We start from the raw sequence: 26,731 nt of genomic DNA, 5'->3' as shown, positions 1-26,731 counted from the left end.
GAAACGATTATTAAGCATAGTTGGTGCAACTATATAGGTGTTTCATATGTTTTTGTTCGGATTGAAAATTACCTCTTTAATTAGAAGTAAAATGCATTTAAAGGAGATAGGCCAATGAATTTCTGGGAAATCGTTTTGATAGTTGTGAATTTTAGTCTATTGAGTTGGATACTGTTAATAGGCAGAGAAACGAAAAAGTGGTCTAAATTAGCTACTTTGGTTGCTGTTGTAATGGTTACAGTTCAGCTATTGGTAGAAGGTTTTAGATGGCAGATGATTCCGGCATATGCATCCCCAGTTATCTTGATTTTATGCTATTTATTAGCTGGGTGGAAAAAGGACTTTAGAAGCCGGGGTATATTCATAGTTGAAACTTTGTTGTTTTGCATCTATTTGTCTGTAGCAGTTGCGCTACCCTTACTTATGCCAGTATTTTCATTTGAAGAACCAACTGGCCCACATAGGGTCGGTACGAAGGTATATCATTGGATTGATCATCAGAGAAATGAACCATATTCGAAAAATCCAACCGATCGGCGCGAACTGATGGTGCAAATTTGGTATCCTGCAGCTGAAAAAAGCAAGGGGGACCAAGAACCTTATATTCGTAATATAAATGAGCTCTCCAAGGGATTGGAAAAAACATTGTCCATTTCTGCATTTGCATTCAGCCACTTGGAATTGGTAAAATCTCATTCGTTTATGAATTTACAACTCTCAGACTCAGAGAATCATTATCCCATATTACTTTTCTCTCATGGTTTTAATGGTTTTCGTAATCAAAACACGTTTGAAGTTGAGGAGTTGGCTAGTCAAGGCTATATTGTTCTAAGTATCGATCATACCTTTGATACTGCAGCTACCGTCTTTCCAGATGGTCGAGTTGCTTACGTACAGCCCTTCAATTTAACTGATGCCGCAGGGGATAGCCACATAAAATTATGGGAGGAAGATGTCACCTTTGTGCTTAATCAGATAGAGAAACTTAACCAAAACGATGAGACCGGCTTCTTTACAGGAAGGCTTGATACCTCACGAATTGGAATGTTTGGGCACTCTTATGGTGGAGCTACCGCAGCACAAATACTTGCAAAAGATTCTCGTGTCAAAGCAGCTATCAATATGGATGGCGCTTTGTATGGGGAGATTTTACCTGAAAGTGGGATTGGAAAACCATTTCTGCTCATGAGTGCAGTAGAGCCTGATGAAGCAGATCCCGATAAAGTGACGGAGCGATATGGGCGTGGGTTAGCTGGCGGTGGTATGTCAATGGTCATTCCTCATACAGATCATACAAGCTTTACTGATTTACATTTGTTTTCCCCACTGTTGCAGAGCCCAGGTGAAAATCCAAAGGAAGTTCATCGCATTATCAACGAATTCAGCCTGGCATTTTTTGACCAGTATGTAAAACAGAAGGATGATGGCTCAACCCTTAAAAGGCTGATGACCAAATACCCGGAAGTGAATTTTAAAGTAAACCGATAACTTTATGCAGAAAGTACCTTCATTATAAAATATTCAGTAATTAAATGAAGTGCAAATGGATTCAATATCAGTAGAAAAATTACTGTAATTATTAATTCTTCATGAAAAAATGCTGGGAAAATTAGCGAGAAGGATAACTGTATTAGTGAAAAAAATAAAATATCACAAGGGAACATCGTGATAAATAGCTTAAGAAACCCAGCTAATGTGATCATTTTCTCTACTAAGAAAGCGACTCGTACCAATTCCTTTGGCTTTTGTATTTATTACATCAAAAAATTAATTTCTTCATCGTCATCTAAATAATGAAATGCTAAAAATGAAACATTCAAAGTACTATCAGTTTCAGTAATATAATTCTTTTGGAAAGCTACATTCAGCAGCTGGACACTTTGTTTGAGATTGTTTATCATAATATCAAATGATATATTTATCTATCAAAAAATGACGACTTTATATATAAAAAGGGAGAGATTGACGATGAAGAAAGACTTATCAACGTTAAAGGAAGCGAGATTTAACGCAATTCTTGATTCGGCTACTATATTGCTTGTTGAAAATCCTACTGCTTCGATGAATGAAATTGCGGAATATGCGGGAATTGGCATTGCTACACTCCATCGCTACGTCGAAAGCAGAGAGAAATTGATGCTGTTCTTGGGTCATCGGGCTATACAACTGGTAAGTGATACCGTAAACCAAATCCCACTGGATGAGGAAAGAAGCGAAAACTATATTCCAGAACTCATTGAAGCATTAATCCCTTTAGGTGACAAAATCTATTTTCTAGGTCATGATGCATCTGTATTTAACAACAAAGAATTAGGTGAAGCTGAAGAGAAGCTGAGGGAACCTATACGACGCGTTATTGAGTTGTTACAACAAAGAGGTTACTTTCAGCAAACGGTTAGCAGCGAATGGATTTTGAATACGCTTTATGCCTTAGTTTTCCATACCTGGGAACAGGTACATGAAGGAAATGTGGCTAAAAAATCTGCTGCAGGGCTTGTTTTAAATACATTTTATTATGGTTTCAAAGCTAAGGATGAGTCGAGAGGGAAGTGAAATGATACAAATCCATGATAATTAACATCAATAATATAGAAAGCGAAAAGGAGTACTGGGAAATGAATCAAATCTCTATTGTAAAGGCTGTTCATCAATCCATAGTCGGTGCCCAGCTAAATGTAATGGCATTGGAATACATGGCGTTTTCACTTGCAGGATCTGAGGAGAAGAACACAGTCGAAGAGACATTTTCTAAGCTATGGCGGCAGGGGAACAACCGTTTCAGTCATCAATACGCTTATGAAGCTCAAATGGACGGGAAAACTTTAGGGATGATTACTTGCTATCCCATCCCCGTTTTAAATCGTCTTGCCGGGCCCACTTTTAAACAGCTGCTTTCATTCCGAAAGTTGGGTTTTATTTTTTATAACATTCTGAATATCGAAATGCTTTATTCCATGATTACCTTGAAGGAGGGAGAAGATGATGAGTTTCACATCGGAACAATCGCCTTATTGCCCGAAAGTCGGGGACTGGGGATAGGTACCAGACTACTTGAGTTTGCCGAGGAACAGGCTTCCCTGCAAGGCTTTGACAAATGCTCTCTGACGGTAAAGAAAGAGAACCAACTTGCCATTAAATTGTATCAGAGGTTAGGCTACCAGATTACAAGTGAAATTAATAAACCAAAGTTATCGTTGTACAGAATGGTCAAAAACGTAGAACCTTACAACCATTTATAAAAAAGTTGTACCGTATTAGGATAGTAACAGGGCTACCGCCACATCACTATCAAGCTAAGCTCATTCAATGTCAATTATAGTAGAGGCCGTTTCTTTCGAAATAGAGTAGATAAGTGGTTAAAAAAAGCAACCATCTATCTAAAGCGAGTGATAGAATTCGGTACAATTGAAGCGATTAATGGTTGTGTGAAGGCTAGAATGGGCATTGCTGTCATGGTCAAATCAATCATGGTTGATTTACCTGAGAAATATTCTAAAGTACCAACTTATTATATTATGAGAAAAGATGTACGTTTTTCGGCTGTTTTACAGAGATTTGTTGAGATGAAAAATGAAAAAACTATGTAACCTAATTTTGATTATTGAAGATTGTTTTAGTACGCATAAAATGTAGAACCCCATATCCATCAACTTAAAAAGTTTATTACGACCCCAAATAAGATTTTTGTACATTTTTACCCAGAAATATCAATTTTACTGTTTTTGAGGTGTTTTTTTCACTAGCTTGATAGCGATGTGTTGCTACCCCATATATAAAAATAAAACTAATTTTAGGTATTTATATAATTTGTAAAATATGCCGTTGAATATCCAAATAAAAACCCAGTAATATCATACATAGGTACCGATATTACTGGGCTTTATGAGTTTAACATTTTGTATGTTTTATAAAACTAATTTTCTTTCGGAAGTACAATTCTTTTATACAATTGAACTGTAATCAAATAGTAAATTAAGTAAATTACTACGAAAATGACAAGTGGCAACCAAATTCTGAAATACGGATCAATCAAAAGCGGACCGAACATGTTCATACCAACTAATATATGAGCAATACCCACAATTGCCGGTACTAAGAATATGAAGAATAACTCTTTATAAATCGATTGTGTTAATAACCCCCGGCGGACACCGATTTTACGAAGCATTTGATAACGTTTGCTGTCTTTCGATGCGCCAGATAGAATTTTAAACATTAGGCAACTTGCCATCATTGCTAAGAACGCAATTCCAACGAAGAAGCCCATAAACATGAATCCACTGGCCATACCATGACTCTGATTATACATTTGATACGTACTACCTAATTCTTCCACTTTCACATTTTTATATTTCGCTACCTGTAATTCATCAAGCTTTTTCCATTCTTTTAAGTGTGCTCCAAAATCATCTGTTTTCCCAATAAACACAGTATTTTCTTTAGCCTTCATACTATCGTATATGTTTGGGTCTATAATTTTTATTTCATGATCAGGATACATATAAGTTGGCTGGATTGTGAAGAAAGCTTCTTTCCATTGTTTTGTTTTCGTATCATCGTTATACAGTTTATATAGTTGTTTTGGCAATGTAAATGCATCCTTAGGAAATTCCTCTGAAACTTTCATCTTCTTCCTATTTTCACTATCTTGTGCTAAAGGACGATTTTTCTCTACATCTTCTTTTATATAATACACATACTGATCATCTACTTTGTAGCGATATTCAAACTTCTCTTGAAATAAGATGCCACTCAAAATTTTCTTTTCTTCCGCTGTTGGATTATGAACGACTGAATCGTAAACTTTTTCTTTATCAGTCGTCTTTAGAACATTATTTTTAAATGCCATACCACACGCAATTCCACCAGCGCCAAGAGCCACTAGGATTGCTACCGTTGCAAGCACCCGTGTTAGGCTATTAATTCGGAAATTCAATTGTGCAAAAGTAAAAGCATTCAACCCTTTTTCACGACGTTTTTTATTACTCTTTATCTTGTTAAGCATAACTGGGAGAAGTGACCCAAATAACATGTAAGTACCGACTGTTGCTGTGATTAATCCAATACCCATGAATTTAGGTACGGTTAATAGCTCTTTTTCCTGTAAATGTGCTATATGGATCAGTGATGCATACCCAATACCTAGAAAAATCAGACCAAGGAATGCAACTACACCTGTCATTTTTCCTTTTACAGCGATACGCTCTGTTTTTGCATCTGCATGTACAAGTTGTAATACAGAAATACGAGATAATTTCATACTATTCATGATTGCTGATACTATAAATAGTGCAAAGAAAAAGAGGCAAGTAACAGTTATAGATGGAATATAAAATGCTTTATAATCTTCACCAGAGAATTCCAACTGCTTCATTAATAACTGACCAATACCTTCTGCAAGCCCTACACCAACTGCGATTCCGATTGCAAGAGATGCGGCACCTATTACGATTGTTTCGATAAACATAAGTGAGGTAACTTTATGCTTTTTTGCCCCTAACATCATATACATACCAAATTCTTTTTGGCGAAGAGATAATAAGAAAGAATTTGCATATAAAATATAGAAAAACGTTACAATTGCTAATAAAAAGGAACCGATTTGGAATGCAATTGCAACCGTAACAGCATGTGGATTGGATTCAAGGAACGCTTTATTTAGTGATAACGTTTGAAACATATAAAAAGTTGAAATAGAGACAATAAGACCAACAAGTAAAACAATGTAATCTTGCAACTTACTTTTTAGGCCTGACATAGAAAGCTTAAATAACATGATTGAACTTCCTTCCTTACGCTTTTTGTGTGCCTAAGTTTGCAAGCACGTCTAAAATTTCTTTATAGAATTCTTCACGGGTACCACCACGATAAATTTCTTTATATAACTCACCATCTTGAATGAATAAAATACGCTGACAGTAACTTGCGCTGTAAGGATCATGCGTAACCATCATAATAGATACACCTTGCACTTTATTTAAGCTTGTCATGGCATCAAGTAAACTCGTTGCATTTTTAGAATCAAGAGCTCCTGTTGGCTCGTCCCCTAAAATAATTGCTGGTTCATGAACTAACGCGCGCGCTGCTGCTGAACGTTGCTTCTGTCCACCAGATACTTCAGATGGATACTTTTGAAGTATTGCTGAAATGCCTAACATAGCAGCTACTTTTTCTACTTTCTGTCCAATATTTCGTGATGAAACACCTTGAAGGGAAAGTGGAAGAGCGATGTTTTCGTAAATAGATAAGTTCTCCAATAAGTTAAAGTCTTGGAAAATGAATCCTAACTTTTGTGAACGGAAATCAGAAAGTTCACCTTGTTTCATTTTCGTAATATCTGTTCCTGCAATTTCAACAACGCCGCCCGTTGCTTTATCTAACGTTGAAATTACATTTAATAATGTCGTTTTACCAGAACCAGATGGCCCCATAATACCGACAAACTCATCCTCTTGAATTGAGAATGATACACCTTTTAACGCGTACGATTGATTCTCACCTTTTTTACCGTACAATTTTTGAATGTTTTTTACATCTACAACTGGTTTTATCATATATATCCTCCTATGTTTGTTTTTTCATTTCTTTAAAATAAGCTGCTATTCATATTTGCTACTAACAAAATAGTCATGTTGCATCTACCTTTTCCATAAGGCTGTCACGATGTATCCAATTGAAAGCCGTAAAGAAAATTTTATTTTTAATTTCTCCACCCACCTCATTGCTTTGAATACATACATGATAAACTATGAAAATTAGGAAACACCCTGTAAAATCCTTAAGAATTCTTAAGTTTTATACAAAAAAGCTTATGGAACCTGTAATTCCATAAGCCAATCTATTTGATGGGATGTTCAACAATAAAGGATATCCAACCTTCTTTATATTCTGCATGTATATTACCATGATGAAGTTCAACAATTCTTTTTGAGATAGCAAGTCCCAGTCCATTGCCTTTATCATTTTTTCTTGCCTTATCACCCCTGAAAAATCTTTCAAACAATTTATTAGGGTCGCTAACAGGTGGCTTCTCGACTTTATTCGATACTTTCAAAATTGCTTTATTACCTATTAGTTCAAGACAGACGGATAATTCCGATGGTTTCATGCTGTACTTTATCGCATTCATAAACAGATTTTCATATACACGTACCATTTTTTCTACATCCATGAAAATAGGTATTGTTTCTTCCGTTATTGATTTTTGAACGATTAAACTTTCCTTTTCAAATATAGGAATGTATTCTCCAACTATTTGCTCCAACAAACCTGATACATCAACTTCATTAAAGTTTAACTTAGCATCTATGCCTGATAAACGAGTATATTCAAACAGCTCATCAATTAAATATTTCAGTCTCTGTGACTTTGAATAAGTGGTTTCAAGGTATTCCTGTAATTGTGTTTTACTGTTGTATTGCCCTCTTTTTAATAAATCTATATAGCCAATAATAGATGTTAACGGTGTGCGTAAGTCATGAGATACATTGGTTATAAGTTCATTTTTTGTACGTTCTAATCGTCTTTCTTGTTCAAATGTATTTTCCAATTCCTTGGACATATAGTTGATATTTTGAGCAAGTTGGGTCAATTCGTCCTTCCCCTTAATCCCAATTGTCAAACCCAGTTTTCCATTTGCAATATCATTTACATTATCCGAAATGAGCTTCAAATATACTATTTTCTTTCGAACCAATATCAAAAAAATTATTATAAAGTTAAAGATTGCGAACGCGAATAAGAACAACAATGCCAAATTGAATTCAAACATACCAAATTCTTCGTGTTTTACAAAAAATGGATCTATGACGTATACCAAAATGAGGATTGTTAAACCAAATGAAATAAAAAAACTAACTGCAACAGCACCAAGAAGTTTTATAATGATCTTATTTCTAAAACTAACATTCTTCATATTTTATATCCAATTCCCCAAACAGTTTTAATATAAATAGGATGTTTAGAATCCTCTTCAATTTTGTCTCTTATTTTTGTAATATGCACCATGACGGTATTATCCGATTTATAAAAAGCATCTTTCCAAACTGCTTCATATATTTTTGCTACACTCAGGACAATCCCTTTGTTACGGGCAAGTAGTTCGAGTATATCAAACTCTTTTGGAGTTAGCCTTGTTTCCTTGTCACTTACCCATACTTGACGTGTATCTGTATTCACGGCTAAATCACCAATTTCTAGGACACTTTTATCATTATCTGTATTTGTATTATATTTTTTAAACCTTCTTAATTGAGATTTTACCCTAGCGATTAATTCCAATGGGTTAAACGGTTTTGATAAATAATCGTCGGCACCAGAGGCTAGACCCTGAATTTTGTCTATATCCTCTGATTTTGCAGATAGCATAATGATAGGCATATTGCGGTCTTCCCTAATCTTCATGCAAGCTTCAATACCATCCATATCTGGCATCATAATATCTAAAATAATAAGATCAAATTCCTTTTCTTCTAACAGTTGTAAAGCTTCCATAGCATCTTCTGTCTTTTGAGTTTTCAGTCCTTCATTTTCCAAATAAACAGAGATAAGATTTCTAATCTCTTTATCATCATCAACAATAAGAATTTTTGAATCCATATTATTCCTCCACATTTTTTCTCATATTGAACAACTAAAGACATAAGCAGGAGAGACATTTCTATCTTACTTTCTTCAAATTAATCCCTTCAATTATTTTGTCTCCAATAAACCTTGAATTTGAAAGGGCTGCAACAACTGAGTTCTAGTTCATTATATACATGAAATAAGAAAGTTAACTATTTTCATACTTAACCCCTCACAGGTTTGAATTCATAATCATACACTAGCATCCAAATCTTAAGAAAAAGGGGAAAAAGTTCTTAAGAATTCTTAAGCTTTCTACAGCATTTTGTCATAAGAATATATGGTGAAAGGGAAATTAAGTTGTCTTAGTTTAAAAAAGGCAGAAAGGATAATGAATTGAATGGATAAATGGGAATGTTTAAAGCAACAAATAAAAGAAAAGTATAAAAAGCATAATGTAGATAGGCCCTTTGTTCTTGCGATAGATGGTTTAAGTGGTGCTGGGAAAACGACACTAGTACATCAACTAAAAAATATCTTAGATAATATAGTAATTATCCATATAGATGATCATCTTGTTGAGAAAGCTAAGAGGTATAATACAGGGCACGATGAATGGTTTGAATATTATCAGTTACAATGGGATACTAATTATCTAAAAGAACACTTATACGACAAATTGTATCAAAATGAAAAGTATCTTTGCCATTTTACAACAAGGAAAAAGATACATTTACACAGAGAACGATAAAGATAACACCTAAAAGTATTGTAATCATTGAAGGCATTTTTCTTTTGAGGGAAGAATGGAAAACATTTTATGATTACGTAGTATTCTTAGATTGTCCTAGGGATATAAGATACGAGCGTGTACTTCATCGTGATACATACATAGGGGATTTGGAAGAGCGATTAAAGAAATACCAAAATAGATATTGAGTAGCAGAAGATTATTATTTAAAAAAGCAACAGCCTTTAGAATTTGCTCATTACGTTCAACAACTAGAGGGGGCTAATTAATAATTATTCGCTATTCTAGAGAATAAGCGTATTCAAATTTCATTATTTAATGCTTACAAAAAGAGCACTAAAAATCAGTGCTCTTTTTTATATTTAATTGGGGGTCTCATCGCATGTCTATCAAGCTAATATTTTGAAGTATCCCAAAACGAAAATTTTATATTACTACAACAGTTATTTATGAGAATTTAGGTCATTTTTTTCGTTTTGGGGAATAATGAATTTCTTAGCTTGATGGTGATGGGGTAATACCCCAATAGGGAGAATATTGTATTAGGGGGAGGAATTTGACGTGTGTTATTTATGAGAGGCTCATTGTACATATACATGTGTACAATGATTGGGACATTCATATTTCTAGAAAACTTGAAAAAATGTCTTGATAAAATGGCAACCGTTTGCTAGTATGCCAGAACAGTTCGTCTGTATTAAAGAAATGATACAGGAGCAAACGAAAGTCCCGCGTCCAATTTTAACGCAAGATGCAAAAAAAAGGATTGAAAATAAGCTGTTAATTTCATATTTAGGTGAAGAAGAGGTTTTACTTACATATTATAAAGAGGGCTATCTATATAAAAATTACATAACAGTAGCTGATATAAATCCATTAAATAAGACGATTACTTGTACCGATGCTTTTCATAATCAAAGGATGTTTAAGTTTGTTGATGTAATTGAAGTGAATTAGAGGGGGAGAAATAAAAAATCATCTCTTCCTAACTTAATTATATCATGTAAATCACGTTCGAAATAGACTGTTTATTCTTATTTACTACTGCTACAATCAAGAACACATGCACAGTAAGGAGAGATGTTACATGAGTTCTTTCGTTCTCGATTTTCAGGAAATAGAAAAAACGCAGCTTTCGCTCGTTGGCGGAAAAGGATTGAATTTAGGGGCATTATCAAACATTCAAGGTATACAAGTGCCAGAAGGTTTTTGTGTTACAACGGTAGGGTATGAAAAGGCCATCGAGCAAAATGACGAGCTTCAAACTTTGTTGCAGCAGCTAACAAAGTTGAAAATGGAAGAGCGAGCCCAAATTGGTGGAATTAGTAAGAAGATTAGAGAAGTCATTATGGCAGTAGAAATCCCTTCTGAAGTAGTGGAAGCGGTAGCTCATTATCTCTCACGTTTTGGAAATGAACATGCGTATGCCGTGCGTTCTAGTGCTACGGCTGAAGATTTACCGTATGCCTCATTTGCTGGTCAACAAGATACGTATTTAAATATTATCGGAGAAGAAGCGATTTTGCAGCATGTAAGAAAGTGCTGGGCTTCTTTATTTACAGAGCGAGCAGTTATGTACCGCATGCAAAATGATTTTGAACATAATCAAGTTTCTATATGTGTTGTCGTTCAAAAAATGGTTTTCCCTGAGGCTTCGGGAATTTTATTTACTGCTGATCCGGTTACTTCTAACCGAAAGGTAGTATCAATTGATGCCAGTTTTGGACTTGGTGAGGCGTTAGTATCAGGACTGGTCTCTGCCGATAATTATAAAGTAAAAGAAGGCGAAATTACTGGAAAGATGATAGCAACTAAAAAATTAGCTATTTATGCTTTAAAAGAGGGCGGAACGGAGACGAAACAGATTGATCCGGCTCAGCAAAAAATTCAAACATTGTCTGAACAACAAATTTTACAACTAGCACAGATCGGAAGACAGATTGAAGCTTATTTTGGTTGTCCGCAAGATATTGAATGGTGTTTAGTGGATGATACATTTTATATTGTCCAAAGTCGCCCAATCACGACCTTATATCCAATACCAGAAGTAAATGATGGGGAAAATCATGTGTATGTATCGGTTGGTCACCAGCAAATGATGACCGATCCCTTGAAGCCATTAGGGATGTCTTTATTCCAGTTAACATCTTTTGGACAGAGGTTTCAAGCTGGAGGAAGGTTGTTTGTTGATGTTGCACAAAGATTGGCTTCGCCTACTAGTAGAGAACTTTTATTAAATATGATAGGGAATTCGGAACCGCTTATTAAAGATGCATTAACGACTGTAGTCGAGCGAGATGATTTTATTACATTGTTACCAGATGATGAAAAAGAAAAGAGTGTTGGTAAAAGTGGACCACCTGGAAGTACGCAACCACAAGTCGAAAACAATCCAGCAATCGTTACGGATTTAATAGAAATGAATCAAGCATCAATTGAAGAGTTAAAACGAAACATGCAAACGAAATCAGGGGTGGATGTACTTGATTTTATTTTGGAAGATATGCAGCAATTAAAGAAAATATTATTTCATCCGCAAAGTATGGCTGTCATTATGGCAGGTATGGATGCTTCAACATGGATCAATGAAAAAATGGAGCAATGGCTAGGCGAAAAGAATGCAGCAGACACACTTTCTCAATCAGTACAAAACAATATTACGTCTGAAATGGGGCTAGCATTACTCGATGTTGCTGATGTGATTCGGCCATATCCAGAAGTTATTGCGTATTTACAACATGTAGAAAATGATAACTTTTTAGATGAATTCGTTCAATTTAAAGGCGGAGAAAAAGCTCGAGATGCCATTTTAACTTTTCTAAATAAATACGGAATGAGATGCAGCGGAGAAATCGACATTACGAAAACGCGCTGGAGTGAAAAGCCAACAACCATTATCCCGATGATTTTAAATAATATAAGAGATTTTGAAGATGGTGCTAGTAAACGGAAATTTGAAGAAGGACTGCAGGAAGCTTTGAAAAAAGAAGAAGAGTTAGTAGATCGATTGCAGCATTTGCCGGATGGTAAACAAAAAGTAGAAGAGACGAAGCGAATGATTCGTAACATCCGAAATTTTATCGGTTATCGTGAATATCCAAAATACGGTATGATTAATCGCTATTTCATATATAAGCAGGCAATATTGAAAGAAGCCGAGCAACTCGTGCAAAATAAAGTTATTGATGAAGTAGAAGATATATACTATCTAAATTTTGAAGAACTTCACGAAGTTGTCCTTACGAATAAACTAGATTACGAGCTTATTCATAAACAAAAAAATGATTACAAATTATATGAAAAACTAACGCCTCCACGTGTAATGACGTCTGATGGAGAAATCATTACTGGGAAGTACAAACGAGAAAATCTCCCGGCTGAAGCAATCGTAGGTCTGCCTGTTTCTTCAGGAGTGATTGAGGGGAGAGCACGCGTTATTTTAAATATGGAAGATGCGAATTTAGAAGATGGAGATATATTAGTTACTGCCTTTACTGACCCTGGATGGACACCATTGTTTGTGTCTATAAAAGGGTTAGTCACCGAAGTTGGCGGATTGATGACACATGGAGCAGTTATTGCACGTGAATATGGATTACCAGCAGTTGTCGGAGTAGAGAATGCTACGAAACGAATAAAAGACGGACAGCGAATTCGGGTACATGGAACAGAAGGGTATATTGAAGTGTTGTAATGAAATAAAAGATCATCCGCTATTATAGTGGATGATCTTTTATTATATAGCGGACTTATTTCTTTAAACCAGCCGCATAAAAAGGTCCATGAACTGCGATTGTTGATAAAATACGAGCAATCTCCTCAGGTGTTTCTTTTTGTCCATTATTTAACCATTGCTGAATGACACCTATATGAGCAGATGCCATATAAGAAGCTAAGTATTGGCTTGGGACAAGTAAATTCTCCTTATTAATGAGAGGACCATTCGTATCTTCAAATAGTGTTTTCCACATAAAGTCTTTCAGTTTCGTTTGGAAAGATAAATCTCCTTTTGGGCTTAGTACAGCTTTCATAAAATCACTATTTTCATTTAGAAATTCAAGAATAGAAGCGATAAGTATAAATGGCATTGTTGGGGAAGGGCTTGATCCAAGATCAGCAATAACTTCCGGTAATCTCTGTTTAGCAATGCTAGAAAATTCATACATAATTTCTTCTTGGCATTTTGTCATTAAATCAAATTTATCTTGGTAATGTGTATAAAATGTACCACGATTTATGTTTGCTTTCGTAGTAATATCTTTCACTGTTATGGCGTCAAAACCTTTTTCCTCAATTAATTCCACTAATGCATTTCGTATGGCAGTTTTCGTACGAATAACACGTAAATCTAAATTACTATCGCGCAAAGTATGTCCCTCCTTAATTTTAGCCAACACATTTCAAGGATGTGTCTTATAACCGACACATTCACGATTTTTGATTATTGTATAAGGTTCAACTCGAACATATAATTCAAATATAAATAAACAACACGTTGTTGGTTATTATAAATCAAATTAAAGGAGGAGAAAAGAAAATGTTTAAAAACAAACTTTTATTGTTATCTCCAGTTATTGCACTACTTGTTGTTTTTATTTTTTCATTAACATTATTTCCAACCGTTCAACCTAAGCCGAAAAACTTACCAATCGCAATTGTAAATGAGGATCAAGGAGTAGAAATTCCGAATCAACCGAAGATGAATATGGGGCAAACGATTGTTGATAATATGAAAAAGACATCAAAATCAGAGGAAGAACCTGCGGTAAAGTGGGTAGAAGTGCAAAATAAAGAAGAAGTTCAAAAAGGCTTAAATAATCAAGAATATTATGCAGCATTGGTTATTCCGAAAGACTTTAGCACAAAACAAGCATCATTACGAACACCACAGCCATCTTCGCCAGAGGTAGAAATATTCATCAATCAAGGAATGAATACAGCAGCATCAACTATGGCAGGACAAATGTTAAATGCGATCGTTGATAATATGAACAATATTGTTCGTACACAACTATTAGAAGGATTGAAAGCAAAAGGAGCTACATTAACAGCAGACCAAGTTTCAAATGTAGTAACACCTATTACGAAGAAAGTGACAAATGTGAATGAAATCGGCAAAAATAGTGCGAACGGTAACTCGCCAATGTCTTTATTCCAGCCGTTATGGATTGCAAGTTTAGCGAGCGCAGCAATTATCTTTATTGCGATAAGTAAAACGCAAGTGGGTACAAGAAAAGAGAACTTCGTATTGAAACTAAAACAAATAGTAACAGGAGCAATTGCTACACTTGTAATTGGGTTTGGTCTTACATGGATAGCTGATGGAATGGTAGGATTAAATATCCCGAATTTCACGGATACGGCTCTGTTCTTATCCATTACTTCTTTTTGTTTCTTCTTAATGATTTCTGCGGTGCTTTCATTAGTTGGTTTAAAGGGAATCGGGTTATTTGCACTGTTACTTTTCTTTGGTGCACCGCTATTGGCGCTAGCACCTGAAATGATGTCTCCATTTTATCAAGACTGGGTGTACGCATGGTTGCCAATGCGATTTATGATTGAAGGGCTTAGAGAAATATTCTTCTTTGGAAAAGGATTAGCTTGGAATACTCCTCTAACTGTACTCGTTTGGATTGGTGTAGTAAGTATGGTTATCATACTTGGAACAGCTTTAAAGCGTAGTGCAGTAAAGGGGCATAAAACGGAATTAAATGCTTAAAAATAAAAACCGTTTCACTCGTAGTGAAACGGTTTTTTGTGATGAAATCGATAGGGAAATAATTCAATGATAGATAGGCTTTTTCGATGTTTTAAAGGTGAGTGAAGAACTAGTATTTGCTGTCCCTTTATATATACATGCTCCTACTATTTCAAAATGCATAAAATGTTATGCGAAATAATGGAGGGGATACGATGTATAATTCGAATTATGATAATTGGTATAGACAGAATGATAAGCTAATTAGTGATATTGAAAAAGCTATAAACGGAGAGTATAGCGCTATAAGTTGCTATGCAAAATTAGCTAATATGGCTCCAAATCAAGTAGAACAAAAACAAATTCTTGAAATCCGTAATGATGAAATAAGGCATTTTCATCATTTTGTACAAATCTATACGAATTTAACTGGCAGACAGCCGAAACCACAGATTACGGAAAATTGCCCTAATACGTACTTACAGGGATTAGAGTTCGCTATACAAGATGAGCAAAAGACCGTAGATTTTTACTTGGAAATTTCAGATGACGCAGCAGATGCATCTATGAAAGAGTTATTGCGCAGAATAGCTGCAGATGAACAAAATCATGCGGTGTGGTTTTTATATTATTTTGTGAAGTCGAAGTGAGTGTTAAAAATGAATGGCTGATGTGCTGAACATATTAGAAATTATTTTAAAACGCAGTGCAACAATTGAATAAGATATGTAAATGTAAGCAGAAGGAAACCGTTTCACTAGTAGTGGAGCGGTTTTTTATGATGTGCATAGGTATCGACAAAATATAGTAATTATATTTGATATATAATGTATGAAACAAAAATAAATAAGCTAGGAGCAGACATATGAAAAGAGGGATTACAGTAGATATTCTAGATGGATATGATAATTTACTTTGGAAAGTGTTAAAGCCAATTGATATTACTGCATTTGATTGGCAAGTCATGGGAAGGGAGGAAGCTTATATAATAATAGGGAATGAATTAGGTCCAGAATTATTTTCAGAAGATAACGAGATCATGGAAGGATCAGAATTAAAAAAGCTAATAAAAGATAACATATATTATCTTTTATTTGTAGACTTAAAAGCATATCCAAAAGGGAAAGTACTAGGAGAAATTGAAACATATGAAGAATTTAAGAAGAGTAAGTGTGAAGTAGTCGTATTAGTAGCGGATGGTGATTACATACAAATTTATGCAAAAAACCAAGAAGAGATTGAAATGATATATGAAAACGCACTGAATCAAGGATTTTATGTAGAATATATTACAGATGAAAATGATGGAAGGACTCGTATGTCAGTATGGTAGCAATTTGAAAGGGGAACGGCAATATGGAGAGAAATATAAGTAAAGAATATACAATTCGAATTGCTACTGAAGATCAAAGTGATAGTATTATCATTTTATTAAAAGAAGTAGCACAATGGCTACAATATAAAGAAGTGGATCAGTGGCAGTATCTTTTAGGAGAGGAAGCTACGGCTGAAATACTAGAATGTATAAGAGAGAAATATACATATGTTGTTATGAAAGAAGATGAAATAGTTGGTACGGTTACAGCTTCTCCTAAACAAAATGAATGGGATGAACATATTTTTGGAAAAGAGGAAGTTTCTAATTCATTATATATTCATAGATTTGCGGTGAAACGGAAGTATAAGGGGGATGGAATAGGAGAATGGATTATACGGTGGGTAGAAGAGAATGTGCAACATGACAAAGAGTATTTGAAGTTAGATTGCGTCCGGCATAATCGTATATTGAATGATTTTTATAAGAGAAGTGGTTTTGACTATGTTGGCAGTACGGATGGACTTAGTAAGTTTCAAAAGAAAAGAGGAGAGTGAATGAATCAAATTAACGTAAGTTTAGTTGCAAAGTTAATACAACAACAATTTCCCGAATGGGCCCATTTAGAAGTGAAACCTGTAAAGTTTAGTGGGCATGATAATAGGACGTTTCACTTAGGGGATGAGATGAGTGTAAGATTGCCAAGTGATACAGCATATGCACCGCAAGTAGAGAAAGAAAATAAGTGGCTACCTATATTAAGTAAGGAGCTTTCTTTACCAATTTCTACACCAATTGCGAAAGGGAAGCCATCTGAAGCGTATCCATGGCCTTGGTCTATTAATAAGTGGATAGAGGGAGAAACAGTCACGAAACAAAATGTCCGTGACTTAAATGAATTTGCGGTGGACTTAGGAGCATTTTTAATAGAGTTACAATCAATTGATGCGAGTAACGGGCCATTAGCTGGAGAACATAATTTTTACCGAGGCGGGCTTATATCTGTATACGATGAAGAAACGAGAGTGGCTATTGAAAATAATAAGGATGTTTTTGATGAGACATTGTTAAAGCATCTTTGGGATTTAGCACTTAGGTCAACATGGGATCGCAAACCAGTTTGGGTTCATGGAGATGTAGCGCCAGGTAACTTACTTGTTAAAGAAGGAAAACTTTGTGCCGTAATTGATTTTGGTATTTTAGGAGTAGGAGATCCGGCTTGTGATGCAGCGATGGCATGGACATTTTTTGATAAGAATAGTAGAAACGTATTTAAAGAAGTATTGCGCATAGATGAAGGAACGTGGAATAGAGCGAGAGGATGGGCACTTTGGAAGGCGTTAATTACATATGATGCGAATAAGACTAGTAATAAGATAGTGGCAGAAGAATCTTATCGTGTAATTCAAGTAATTGTGGATGATTATAAGAGGTAATAGAAAAAGCTTATTTTGATTGTATATTTCAAAATAGGCTTTTTTGCATGATTAAATATTCAGAATTAAAAGAAGGGATCTGGCATTATTATACAGAATATTTAGATAATTGGAGGTGTCGAATTTTGAATGAAATTGAATTAAAAAGTAATGTAATTAAGACAGGGCGAGAGAGGGGGATTATACTTCGGTTTATACTCGCAAGTTTAGTAGGTGTGTTTATGTTTTTCGTACCAGTTACGATAAACGGTGCTTCGTCTATTATGATTGATCATATCGTATCGTGGATAAGAGCTACGGTTCCTTCGGTAGTACCTTATTATGCACTGCTTGTTATGGTAATTGGTGCGATTTATCCATTTTATACGAAGAAGTGGAATGCATCTATCGTAGACATTTGTTTTTCTTTATTAAAAGTAGTTGGTGTTGTTTTTGGCATATTATATTGTTTGAAAATAGGGCCAGATTGGTTCTTTGCGCCAGATGTTGGACCGTTTTTGTATGAGAAGTTAGTTATATCAGTAAGTTTACTCGTACCAATTGGTTCGGCATTTTTAGCGTTATTAGTCGGGTACGGATTACTTGAATTTATCGGTACGTTTTGCCGTCCAATTATGAGACCTTTATGGAAAACACCAGGACGGTCAGCAATTGATGCGGTCGCTTCCTTTGTGGGGAGTTATTCGCTTGCACTTCTTATTACGAATCGAGTGTACAAAGAAGGAAAGTATACGACGAAAGAAGCAGCAATTATCGCTACAGGTTTTTCTACAGTATCTGCAACATTTATGATCATCATCGCAAAAACATTAGACATTATGCATTTATGGAATGTTTATTTTTGGACTACTCTTGTTGTAACATTCATCGTGACCGCTATCACCGTAAGAATCCCGCCTCTTAGTAGAAAACCAGATACATATATTACGAAAGAAGGGTTCCCAGAGCCCGTTTATAAAGAGAAAATGTTAGAGCGAGCTTGGGAAGATGCATTAGAAGTATCGAAATCTGCGCCAAGTATTATGAAAAATATCGCAGTGAATTTAAAAGATGGATTTATAATGACGATGGGGATTTTACCATCTATTATGTCAGTAGGATTAATTGGTATCGTCTTGGCAAAGTTTACGCCAATATTTGATTGGATTAGTTATATTTTCTATCCATTTACATGGTTACTGCAGCTTCCAGAAGCGGAACTAGCTGCAAAAGCAGCATCAGTTGGTATTGCAGAAATGTTTTTACCTTCTCTTTTAGTTGTAAGTGCACCACTCGTGACAAAGTTTGTTATTGCGGTTGTGTCCGTTTCATCCATTTTGTTTTTCTCCGCATCAATCCCTTGTATATTATCGACAGATATTCCGTTAAAAGTATCTGAACTTATTATTTTATATGTGCAAAGAACGATTTTAACGTTGCTTATTATTACACCGATTGCTTATTTATTGCTTTAAAAATGTAGCCTTAAGTTTCTGAAGTTATGCCATTTTCCGATTATTCAAATCAGAAAATGGCATAACTTTAATTATGTTCTATAGTAACTCCAGCTGTTTTTTCATAAATAACGTATGAGCTAAGTAAATAATCATACCAATACTTGTGATTAAAACTCCTGCGAGTAGAAAAACTTTATCCATAGGGCTAAAAGTGAGCCTAATGTAGGTGAAATAACCATAGCAACGTGCACCAGTGCATTTGCGGTACTAATTACTTTTTCCATTAATCTTGCAGGGGTTTAGATTTGAAGTAAGTAACTATAGCATACAGAGATAGAAGCGATAAATATACCAATAAAAACCCAAATGATTAACGATAAAAATAAATTACTCGATAAAAAGCCGAACCCTCCAAGTCCAGTAAGGATCAACATTCCTCCAAGTAATATAGCTGAACCGTTTAAGATATTCATTTTGTTTACTGTATTTCCCTATTTTCCAATGGTTATAGCTCTGACTAAAGCGTCTAACCCAACGATACTTATAAAGATTCCAAACAAACTATCACGTATGTCCATTTCTTTTGCCAATAAAACAACTAAACTATCAAATAAAAAGGTGACAAAAAATACTATAGCGTTAAATAGTATTAAAAGTGTTAAAGCTTTCTTGGACCAGATAAAAACAAAGCCTTCGCGGAAATCGTTCCAAAACCCACTGACTAAAGCACCACTTTATCGTAAAACATAGGTTTGTGAAATGTTTTTAATCCATTCGTATTATTAAGTAACGATGTGGTATTACTTTAGTTTTCGAATATTCCTTGAAAGGAATATTCCTATTTGGTTATAATCGATTCAACAGGAAAAAAATATTAGTGATGATATTGATGTGTTATAACCGGAGACCATCACTTAACGAGGTGAGTGATATGTCGGGGAAAATTCCGGGCGTGAATATGACGACGTTGAGCGCTTTATCTGAACCGAATCGTATGAATATCGTTGAACTCTTGCGTGACGGTCCCTTAACCGTTGGGGAAATCGCCGAACATTTGGGATTAAGACAACCACAAACTTCGAAACACCTAAAAGTGTTAAGCGATACAGGGATTGTGGAAGTGCAGGCTGAAGCTAATCGCCGGATTTACAAGCTCCGACCTGAGCCTTTCCAAGCACTTGATTGTTGGGTACAGTCATTTAAGCGTGTGATGGAAGAGAGATTCGATAATTTAGATGAGTATTTGAAGGAATTGCAAAACAAGGAAAAGTCATAAAATCAGTTCATATTTAAGGAGGAATTAACATGTCAAACAATACAATGGTATCAAGAGTAGAGAACGATCGGGTATTAGTACTGGAGCGCGTTTTCGATGCGCCGCGCGATTTAGTATTCAGTATGTTTAAAGAACCAGAGCATTTGAAACATTGGTGGGGACCAAGAGGTTGGGAAATTCCAGCATGCACTGTCGACTTCCGTCCGGGAGGCGTTTGGCACTACTGTATGAAGTGTGTCAATCAGAACTTGGAGCAATTTTTTGGTATGGAATCATGGGGAAAAGCAGTCTATAAAGAGATTATTGAGCCAGAGAAAATCGTCTACACTGATTACTTTTCAGATGCTGAAGGCAATGTAAATGATTCTATGCCGTCAACCGAGATGACATTGGAATTCATCGATTTAGGTGGAAAGACAAAGCTAATAAACCGTGCTGAATATGTTTCCGAAGAAGCCCTTAAGACCGTTATGGACATGGGCATGCTACAAGGTATCACCGAAACTTGGGATCGTTTGAATGAGCGATTGGAGTCGCTGAAATAGATTTTTGCACCGCAACTTTATTTTCGGTGATAATTAGGTATAAGTGTATGGAGTTTAATAAAAATTGTTTATAAAGGAGCGTTAAAATAAATGATTAATAATGTTGGTCAAATCATGTTATATGTGAATAACCAAGATGAAGTGAAGGAATTCTGGACAGAAAAAGTAGGATTTATTGTCATTTCAGAGGAAGATAACGGTCAAGGAATGCGATGGATTGAAATTGCTCCAACTAAAGAAGCTGAAACAAGTATTATTCTCCATAATAAGGAGCTAATTGCTAAAATGCAGCCGGAGTTAAATCTTGGCACACCTTCTTTAATGTTCTTCTCAAAAGAATTCGATCGTTTATATAGTGATTTAGTAAACAAAAACGTTACAGTCGGAGAAATTGTAAATATGCCTTCAGGTAGAATATTTAATTTTGCAGATAGCGAAAATAATTATTTTGCGGTAATGGAAAAGAAGTAAATTTCAATTCAATTTATGAGTGCGATGCTTGAATAAAGGCATCGCATTTTTTATTTTAAAGATATATTTTATTCCTTAACATAAATATAATTATATGTTCTTATATAACAATTAAACAGTAATGGGGTATGATATAGTTACAACAAAGGGGGCTTACAAATGGAAATTATTCACGAAAGAGCAAAGTTACGGTTAATGGATAGCAATGATGTCGAAAAAATGTTTTCAATCGTGGAAGGAAATCGAGACATTTGGGCGTATTTAATCTCTAAAATGGATACTGTTCAAGATATGCAGCAATATGTTCAAAAGGCGATAAAAGCTTATGGGGCAGGGAAGGATTTGCCATTTGTTGTTGTGGATCAAAAGACAAATGAAATAGTAGGGAGTACACGCTTATATAACATTTCAGTTGAAGATAAGACGGTGGAATTAGGGAAAACGTGGTATGACCCAAGTGTGCAACGTACGAGTATGAATACGGAATGTAAGTACATGTTATTACAATATGCTTTTGAAAAGTTGCATATGCGGAGGGTACAAATTAAGACGGATGCACGAAATGAAAAAGCACAAAGAGCAATTGAAAGACTCGGCGCAGTAAAAGAGGGTGTACTTAGAAACGAAAGAAAATTACCGAGTGGGCATATTAGAGATGCAGTTGTATATAGTGTTATTGCAAGTGAATGGCCAGCTGTAAAGGAACGGTTATTAGAAAAATTAGAATCGTATAAAGAAAAACGATAATTCATATTAAGAAAGGTGTATTGATCGTCTAGTTGAAAAATATACCTTTTTTCTTACAAAATAGTTACTTCTTTTGTTTCATCATTCCATTATGATAAAAAATTCGTTACAATGTAGTTGTATGGTAATAAACTTATAAATTACATAAATGTAATGAAAACCGCAAACGAAAAATGAATTGATAATCCTCAATTTTAAATGAAAACCCTTTAATGCATATATATGATAAGAAAAATTCCTTCTTTTAAACAAATTCAAACAAAATGATTTGATATATACGTTTTTATATAGAAGTATGGATGATGTACGGAGGCAGTTATAAATGAAAGAAAATAAGAAAAGTAAGAAAAGAAGAATCTTGCAAGTATTCTTGCTTATGATTTGTTCTATTATTTTATATGTAAGTTATGCAGCTTACGATATTTGGAGTTATCGCTTTAAAACAGATGATGGTGTGAAGACAGATGCTGGTATCGTGCTGGGAGCAGCTTCATGGAACGGAAAACCATCTCCTGTATTTAAAGAAAGAATTAATCATGCAATTTCCTTATATAAGAACGGTAATATTAAAAAGATTATTTTCACAGGTGGTACAAAGTTTGAGGCAGAGCTTGAGGAAGCGCGTACTGCTAGAGTGTATGCACTGAAAAATGGTGTGAAAGAAGAGGATATTCTAATTGAAACAAAATCCCTTTTCACAGAGGACAATTTAAAGAATGCAAAGCAAGTTGGAATAGAGAACGGAATACGCACATATACGATTGTGAGTGATCCACTTCATATGAAACGTGCAATGAAAATTGCAAAACATATTAAAATTGAAGCGTATGCATCACCAACTCCAACGTCAGCGTATAAAACGCTAGATACAGAAATCCCTTTCTTTTTTAAAGAATTATGCTCGTATATTGGATATGTAACCTCCTTGCCATTAAAGGCATTGAAAGGGGATTAATATAAGAAAAGAACCTATCTTTTTTATAGGAACTTTTCTTATTGTTCAAAAGCATTGTATTTTTATCGGAATAGTGAAACAATAGAGAAGTAACTTCATATAATCATAATGACAAAATGAACGGTTTATGAATCGGACATAAAGGAGATTATGTATGGCACTCTCATTTGTTGAAACAGAAGAACAATCTTTAGTTATTGAGAAAATAAATAAATTGATTCCGAAATTCATGGAAAGGGAGCATCAACTAAGTGAATTAGGATCATTTCCGTATGAAAATATTAATAATTTGAAAGATATCGGATATACGAAATTAACGTTGCCAAAAGAATTGGGAGGCAATGCGATTTCTTTATATGACTTCGTTTTATTTCAAGAGAAAATAGCAGAAGGCTGCGGTGCTACCGCATTATCGATTGGATGGCACCTTGGCATTGTAAAGGAATTAGCTGAAAATCGTTCTTGGAATGAGGAAATGTTCACTTGGTTTTGTGAAGAAGTACGTAATGGTGCGCTTTTTAATCGAGCAGCGACAGAGCCGAATACAGGTAGTCCTACGCGCGGCGGGAAACCAGAGACGTTAGCTGTCAAAAAAGGTGAGAAGTGGATTATAAATGGAAGAAAAACGTTTACGACAATGGCACCAGTACTTGATTATTTTATCATTTCAGCAAGTATTGAAGGCCAGGAAGATATCGGAGAGTTTGTCATTCCAAAGAATACGCAAGGCGTGACAATTGAAGAAACGTGGGATAGCATCGCAATGCGAGGAACTGCGAGCCATGATCTCGTTTTACAAAATGTAGAGATACCAGATCGCTTTTTCACTGATATAAAGGGTTCAAAAGTTAAAGCTAAGGGTATTGGCTGGTTGCTACATATACCAGCATGTTATTTAGGAATTGCACAATCAGCAAAAAATTATGCAGTTCAGTTTGCGGTATCATACAAGCCAAACAGTTTAAATCATTCTATAAGTTTATTACCGAATGTTAGAAGGTTAGTTGGAGAATTAGAACTTGAGCTTATGCAAGCTCGTGTCTTTTTATATCAAATTGCGAAAAAATACGATGAGGCAGAAGATAAATTATCATTGCAAGCCGAACTAGCAGCTGCAAAATATGTTGTAACGAACGCGGCGATATCTATTGTAGATAAAGCAATGCGTATTGTCGGGGCGAAAAGTTTATCAGAAAAAAATCCGCTTCATCGTTATTATTTAAACGTAAGAGCAGGACTACACAATCCGCCGATGGATGATGCAACACTATCTATGCTGGCGGATGCAGCGTTTCGGTCGTAATGAAGAAATATAAAGTCTGTTCCGTTCAGGAACAGGCTTTTCGTTGTAGGTGAATCGGTATTCTATGTTGAATCGTTGATATAATTCCATGTATTATGTCATTGTTCAAAGAAGAGGGAATTCTCGTTTTACAAAATAAAAAGGCTATTCTTTTGATAAGAGGATAGCCTTTTTATTTTGTTCTATTGTGGCTGCACTTCAAGATTCATACTACTTTCAGAACCGTCTTGATTATGTGCAAATAATGAATACTCACCTGGTAAAGGATTGGCGATGAGTGAACGTAAAGGAAAGGATTCACTTTCATTTGGCTGTAACGTGTGTTTGACTAAACGATCTTCTTTGAATTTAATTGAATAGGTAAAACTGTTTGTACTAGTATTTTTAATTGCAATATGTAAGTCACCTTGGCCACTAAAGTCAAAGTCTGTACCAGTATCGCCTCTGAATACAGTTGAGTTATTAAATGAAGATGAACGAAAGGTTTGAGTTTCTTCTTTATTGCTTGATGAAAGGGTAATCGTTTCTGTTTCTATACTTGAAGTTGAGGAATCTAGTTTTGTATTTTGTTTTGTTAATAAAGTAATCGCGCAAAGTGATGCAATTACAATAAATGAACTAGAGATAACGAACCTTTTTTTTGTAAGAATCATATATTCATCTCCTTTTATGGAAATATAAGAATGTATAATTTTAAGAAAAACATAACATATATGATATTTATTATCAATTCAATAAATCTTTCTTTTCATTCTTCTTTTTATAGTTTTATAGTGGAATGCTATGTTTCTTATTTCACCTACTGTATAATAAGAAAAAAGTACGAAAAGAGGTTATCTCATGCTAGAGGTTATTGCAACTTGTTTAGAAGATGTGAAGCGAATTGAAAAGGCTGGTGGAAATCGAATTGAACTCATTTCATCATATACAGAAGGTGGTTTAACACCGAGCTATGCTTTTATAAAAAAAGCAGTAGATGCAGTGCAAATACCAGTTCATGTTATGATTCGTCCGCATGCGAAGTCTTTTACATATACGGAAGAAGAAATTGAAATGATGAAAGAAGATATTGTAGTTGCTCAAAATCTTGGAGCTGCTGGTGTTGTATTAGGTGTATTAAACGTACAAAATGAAGTTGATGAAAAGAAATTAGCAGATATATTATCTGTTGTGGATGGAATAAATGTAACGTATCATCGTGCGATAGATGATACAGAAAATCCAGTAGAAGCGATGAAAGCTTTGAAAAAATTCAATAAAGTTACTCACGTGTTAACTTCAGGCGGACAAGGAAATGTAGTAGATAATATTCCGGTGCTTCGAGAGATGAAGAAGGAAAGTGAAGGGAATATACAGCTTGTTGTCGGAAGTGGAGTAACGAAAGAGAATGTAAAGCAATTGCTAGATGAAACTGGAATTTCTCAAGCTCATGTCGGTACAGCGGTAAGAGAAGGGAAATCATGTTTTTCTGAAATTGATCCTAATTTAGTACAAGAATTAGTTCAAATAATAAAATAAACACTTAAGAAAGAGGAGAAACGATGAAGGAAAATACGAAGAAAGAATTATTCTCATGGGCTAAAACGATAGGATTTACCCTTGTATTAATCGCTATTATTCGCGGTGTTTTATTTACACCTTCATTAGTACAAGGGGAATCGATGATGCCCACTTTAGAAAATAACGAACGAGTTCTCGTGAATAAGATTGGTTATAGTATAAGTGGATTAGACCGTTTTGACGTTATCGTCTTCCACGGAAAAGAAGGGTACGATTTAGTAAAACGAGTAATTGGTTTACCGGGTGATACAGTTGAGTATAAAGATGATGTTTTATATGTAAACGGAAAAGCGATGGAAGAACCGTATTTAAAAGAATTTAAAGAAAAGGCGTCTGGTCGTGTATTAACTCCTGATTTTACGTTAGAACAAATCACAGGGAAAACGAAAGTGCCAGAAGGCCAAGTGTTTGTTTTAGGAGATAATCGTGAAGTTTCTAAAGACGGTCGTATGTTTGGATTTATTTCAGAAGATGAAATTGTCGGAAAAGGACAAGCTGTTTTCTGGCCGTTGAAACAAGTGAGAGCGTTATAAAGTAAAGCGAAAGTATGGGAGAAATATTCTTCCATACTTTTTTTGTTTGTAAAAAAAATATTGATAGAATTGAAAGAATATTTTATAATTTTAAATTATATGTTTGTTTCGAAAAACGGAATTGAAGTTCCGAAATTCGG

Annotated in this window: 29 protein-coding genes; 22 read left to right on the top strand and 7 right to left on the bottom strand. The window is 35.0% G+C overall.

Features of this window, described 5'->3' with window-relative positions; translation table 11 throughout:
• Positions 1 to 114 precede the first annotated feature (114 nt).
• From MKY90_RS15600 to MKY90_RS15585, 4 genes are all read left to right on the top strand, one after another.
• The gene (locus MKY90_RS15600; RefSeq protein WP_341091789.1) at positions 115 to 1,488 is read left to right on the top strand and encodes an alpha/beta hydrolase family protein; all 1,374 of its coding nucleotides are present in this window, start codon (positions 115 to 117) and stop codon (positions 1,486 to 1,488) included.
• A 480-nt stretch (positions 1,489 to 1,968) separates the two neighbouring features.
• Entirely contained in the window at positions 1,969 to 2,553 is a 585-nt protein-coding gene (locus MKY90_RS15595) for a TetR/AcrR family transcriptional regulator (protein ID WP_098168605.1), read from the top strand.
• A gap of 62 nt (positions 2,554 to 2,615) precedes the next feature.
• Positions 2,616 to 3,239, top strand: a complete 624-nt coding sequence (locus MKY90_RS15590) for a GNAT family N-acetyltransferase (RefSeq protein WP_098168606.1) — start codon at positions 2,616 to 2,618, stop codon at positions 3,237 to 3,239.
• A 42-nt stretch (positions 3,240 to 3,281) separates the two neighbouring features.
• Complete coding sequence (locus MKY90_RS15585; RefSeq protein ID WP_341093264.1) at positions 3,282 to 3,587, top strand: LysR substrate-binding domain-containing protein; 306 nt, start codon at positions 3,282 to 3,284, stop codon at positions 3,585 to 3,587.
• Between the two features lie 326 nt (positions 3,588 to 3,913).
• Here the strand turns inward: MKY90_RS15585 and MKY90_RS15580 are convergent, their stop codons facing one another.
• The 4 genes from MKY90_RS15580 to MKY90_RS15565 all read right to left on the bottom strand — a co-directional run bounded on the left by MKY90_RS15580 (position 3,914) and on the right by MKY90_RS15565 (position 8,598).
• Positions 3,914 to 5,776, bottom strand: coding sequence for an FtsX-like permease family protein (locus MKY90_RS15580; RefSeq protein ID WP_098168607.1), 1,863 nt, complete (start codon positions 5,774 to 5,776; stop codon positions 3,914 to 3,916).
• 16 nt (positions 5,777 to 5,792) lie between these two features.
• The gene (locus MKY90_RS15575; RefSeq protein WP_098168608.1) at positions 5,793 to 6,554 is read right to left on the bottom strand and encodes an ABC transporter ATP-binding protein; all 762 of its coding nucleotides are present in this window, start codon (positions 6,552 to 6,554) and stop codon (positions 5,793 to 5,795) included.
• Between the two features lie 284 nt (positions 6,555 to 6,838).
• A complete protein-coding gene (locus MKY90_RS15570; protein ID WP_341091782.1) occupies positions 6,839 to 7,915 on the bottom strand; it encodes a HAMP domain-containing sensor histidine kinase in 1,077 nt (358 codons plus the stop codon).
• Positions 7,912 to 8,598, bottom strand: coding sequence for a response regulator transcription factor (locus MKY90_RS15565; RefSeq protein ID WP_098168610.1), 687 nt, complete (start codon positions 8,596 to 8,598; stop codon positions 7,912 to 7,914). Before MKY90_RS15565 ends, MKY90_RS15570 begins: the two co-directional genes overlap by 4 nt.
• 367 nt (positions 8,599 to 8,965) lie before the next feature.
• On the opposite strand from MKY90_RS15565, the gene MKY90_RS15560 reads away from it, so the two are divergent.
• The 4 genes from MKY90_RS15560 (at position 8,966) to ppsA (ending at position 13,010) form a co-directional block, all read left to right on the top strand.
• Positions 8,966 to 9,316, top strand: a complete 351-nt coding sequence (locus tag MKY90_RS15560) for a uridine kinase (protein ID WP_235711992.1) — start codon at positions 8,966 to 8,968, stop codon at positions 9,314 to 9,316.
• On the top strand, positions 9,268 to 9,504 hold the full coding sequence (locus MKY90_RS15555) for a hypothetical protein (protein ID WP_235711993.1): 237 nt from the start codon (positions 9,268 to 9,270) through the stop codon (positions 9,502 to 9,504). Before MKY90_RS15560 ends, MKY90_RS15555 begins: the two co-directional genes overlap by 49 nt.
• A gap of 487 nt (positions 9,505 to 9,991) precedes the next feature.
• Entirely contained in the window at positions 9,992 to 10,273 is a 282-nt protein-coding gene (locus MKY90_RS15550) for a YolD-like family protein (RefSeq protein WP_063218536.1), read from the top strand.
• Between the two features lie 130 nt (positions 10,274 to 10,403).
• The gene (gene ppsA, locus MKY90_RS15545) at positions 10,404 to 13,010 is read left to right on the top strand and encodes a phosphoenolpyruvate synthase (RefSeq protein ID WP_341091778.1); all 2,607 of its coding nucleotides are present in this window, start codon (positions 10,404 to 10,406) and stop codon (positions 13,008 to 13,010) included.
• Positions 13,011 to 13,065: 55 nt separating this feature from the next.
• Here the strand turns inward: ppsA and MKY90_RS15540 are convergent, their stop codons facing one another.
• Positions 13,066 to 13,683 carry a TetR/AcrR family transcriptional regulator gene (locus MKY90_RS15540; RefSeq protein WP_002084688.1) on the bottom strand — a complete coding sequence of 206 codons (618 nt, stop codon included), beginning with the start codon at positions 13,681 to 13,683 and terminating at the stop codon, positions 13,066 to 13,068.
• A gap of 170 nt (positions 13,684 to 13,853) precedes the next feature.
• On the opposite strand from MKY90_RS15540, the gene MKY90_RS15535 reads away from it, so the two are divergent.
• The 6 genes from MKY90_RS15535 (at position 13,854) to MKY90_RS15510 (ending at position 19,219) form a co-directional block, all read left to right on the top strand.
• Positions 13,854 to 15,035, top strand: a complete 1,182-nt coding sequence (locus tag MKY90_RS15535) for a YhgE/Pip domain-containing protein (RefSeq protein WP_098168612.1) — start codon at positions 13,854 to 13,856, stop codon at positions 15,033 to 15,035.
• A 194-nt stretch (positions 15,036 to 15,229) separates the two neighbouring features.
• Positions 15,230 to 15,664, top strand: a complete 435-nt coding sequence (locus tag MKY90_RS15530; RefSeq protein WP_098168613.1) for a ferritin-like domain-containing protein — start codon at positions 15,230 to 15,232, stop codon at positions 15,662 to 15,664.
• A gap of 215 nt (positions 15,665 to 15,879) precedes the next feature.
• Positions 15,880 to 16,347 (top strand): DUF2691 family protein, encoded by a 468-nt coding sequence (locus MKY90_RS15525; RefSeq protein ID WP_002084693.1) that lies wholly within the window; start codon positions 15,880 to 15,882, stop codon positions 16,345 to 16,347.
• A 23-nt stretch (positions 16,348 to 16,370) separates the two neighbouring features.
• Entirely contained in the window at positions 16,371 to 16,886 is a 516-nt protein-coding gene (locus MKY90_RS15520; RefSeq protein ID WP_002084694.1) for a GNAT family N-acetyltransferase, read from the top strand.
• A complete protein-coding gene (locus MKY90_RS15515; protein WP_098168614.1) occupies positions 16,887 to 17,765 on the top strand; it encodes an aminoglycoside phosphotransferase family protein in 879 nt (292 codons plus the stop codon). It begins immediately after the preceding gene.
• A 125-nt stretch (positions 17,766 to 17,890) separates the two neighbouring features.
• Positions 17,891 to 19,219 carry a YjiH family protein gene (locus MKY90_RS15510; protein ID WP_098168615.1) on the top strand — a complete coding sequence of 443 codons (1,329 nt, stop codon included), beginning with the start codon at positions 17,891 to 17,893 and terminating at the stop codon, positions 19,217 to 19,219.
• Between the two features lie 281 nt (positions 19,220 to 19,500).
• Here the strand turns inward: MKY90_RS15510 and MKY90_RS15505 are convergent, their stop codons facing one another.
• Positions 19,501 to 19,674 (bottom strand): hypothetical protein, encoded by a 174-nt coding sequence (locus MKY90_RS15505; protein WP_234803729.1) that lies wholly within the window; start codon positions 19,672 to 19,674, stop codon positions 19,501 to 19,503.
• Between the two features lie 458 nt (positions 19,675 to 20,132).
• Here MKY90_RS15505 and MKY90_RS15500 point away from each other — a divergent pair, with 458 nt between their 5' ends.
• From MKY90_RS15500 to MKY90_RS15475, 6 genes are all read left to right on the top strand, one after another.
• Positions 20,133 to 20,477, top strand: a complete 345-nt coding sequence (locus MKY90_RS15500; RefSeq protein WP_000014568.1) for an ArsR/SmtB family transcription factor — start codon at positions 20,133 to 20,135, stop codon at positions 20,475 to 20,477.
• A 29-nt stretch (positions 20,478 to 20,506) separates the two neighbouring features.
• The gene (locus MKY90_RS15495; protein WP_002013656.1) at positions 20,507 to 21,022 is read left to right on the top strand and encodes an SRPBCC domain-containing protein; all 516 of its coding nucleotides are present in this window, start codon (positions 20,507 to 20,509) and stop codon (positions 21,020 to 21,022) included.
• 90 nt (positions 21,023 to 21,112) lie between these two features.
• The gene (locus MKY90_RS15490) at positions 21,113 to 21,493 is read left to right on the top strand and encodes a VOC family protein (protein ID WP_002033018.1); all 381 of its coding nucleotides are present in this window, start codon (positions 21,113 to 21,115) and stop codon (positions 21,491 to 21,493) included.
• Positions 21,494 to 21,652: 159 nt separating this feature from the next.
• Complete coding sequence (locus tag MKY90_RS15485; RefSeq protein ID WP_063218543.1) at positions 21,653 to 22,240, top strand: GNAT family N-acetyltransferase; 588 nt, start codon at positions 21,653 to 21,655, stop codon at positions 22,238 to 22,240.
• Between the two features lie 322 nt (positions 22,241 to 22,562).
• Positions 22,563 to 23,195: a YdcF family protein gene (locus MKY90_RS15480; protein WP_061688505.1), complete on the top strand. Its 633-nt coding sequence runs from the start codon at positions 22,563 to 22,565 to the stop codon at positions 23,193 to 23,195.
• Between the two features lie 154 nt (positions 23,196 to 23,349).
• Complete coding sequence (locus MKY90_RS15475; protein ID WP_016101111.1) at positions 23,350 to 24,498, top strand: acyl-CoA dehydrogenase family protein; 1,149 nt, start codon at positions 23,350 to 23,352, stop codon at positions 24,496 to 24,498.
• A 182-nt stretch (positions 24,499 to 24,680) separates the two neighbouring features.
• Here the strand turns inward: MKY90_RS15475 and MKY90_RS15470 are convergent, their stop codons facing one another.
• Complete coding sequence (locus tag MKY90_RS15470) at positions 24,681 to 25,151, bottom strand: hypothetical protein (RefSeq protein ID WP_016101112.1); 471 nt, start codon at positions 25,149 to 25,151, stop codon at positions 24,681 to 24,683.
• A 187-nt stretch (positions 25,152 to 25,338) separates the two neighbouring features.
• On the opposite strand from MKY90_RS15470, the gene MKY90_RS15465 reads away from it, so the two are divergent.
• Positions 25,339 to 26,016, top strand: coding sequence for a copper homeostasis protein CutC (locus MKY90_RS15465; protein WP_341091770.1), 678 nt, complete (start codon positions 25,339 to 25,341; stop codon positions 26,014 to 26,016).
• A 23-nt stretch (positions 26,017 to 26,039) separates the two neighbouring features.
• Entirely contained in the window at positions 26,040 to 26,591 is a 552-nt protein-coding gene (lepB, locus tag MKY90_RS15460; RefSeq protein ID WP_002013664.1) for a signal peptidase I, read from the top strand.
• Positions 26,592 to 26,731: the final 140 nt, after the last annotated feature.

This window comes from Bacillus sp. FSL P2-0099, assembly GCF_038007445.1.
In the GTDB taxonomy this organism is placed as follows: Bacteria; Bacillota; Bacilli; order Bacillales; family Bacillaceae_G; genus Bacillus_A; species Bacillus_A mycoides.
Note: the sequence above shows the minus strand (reverse complement) of the source record. Positions and strands in the feature narration are given on the sequence as shown.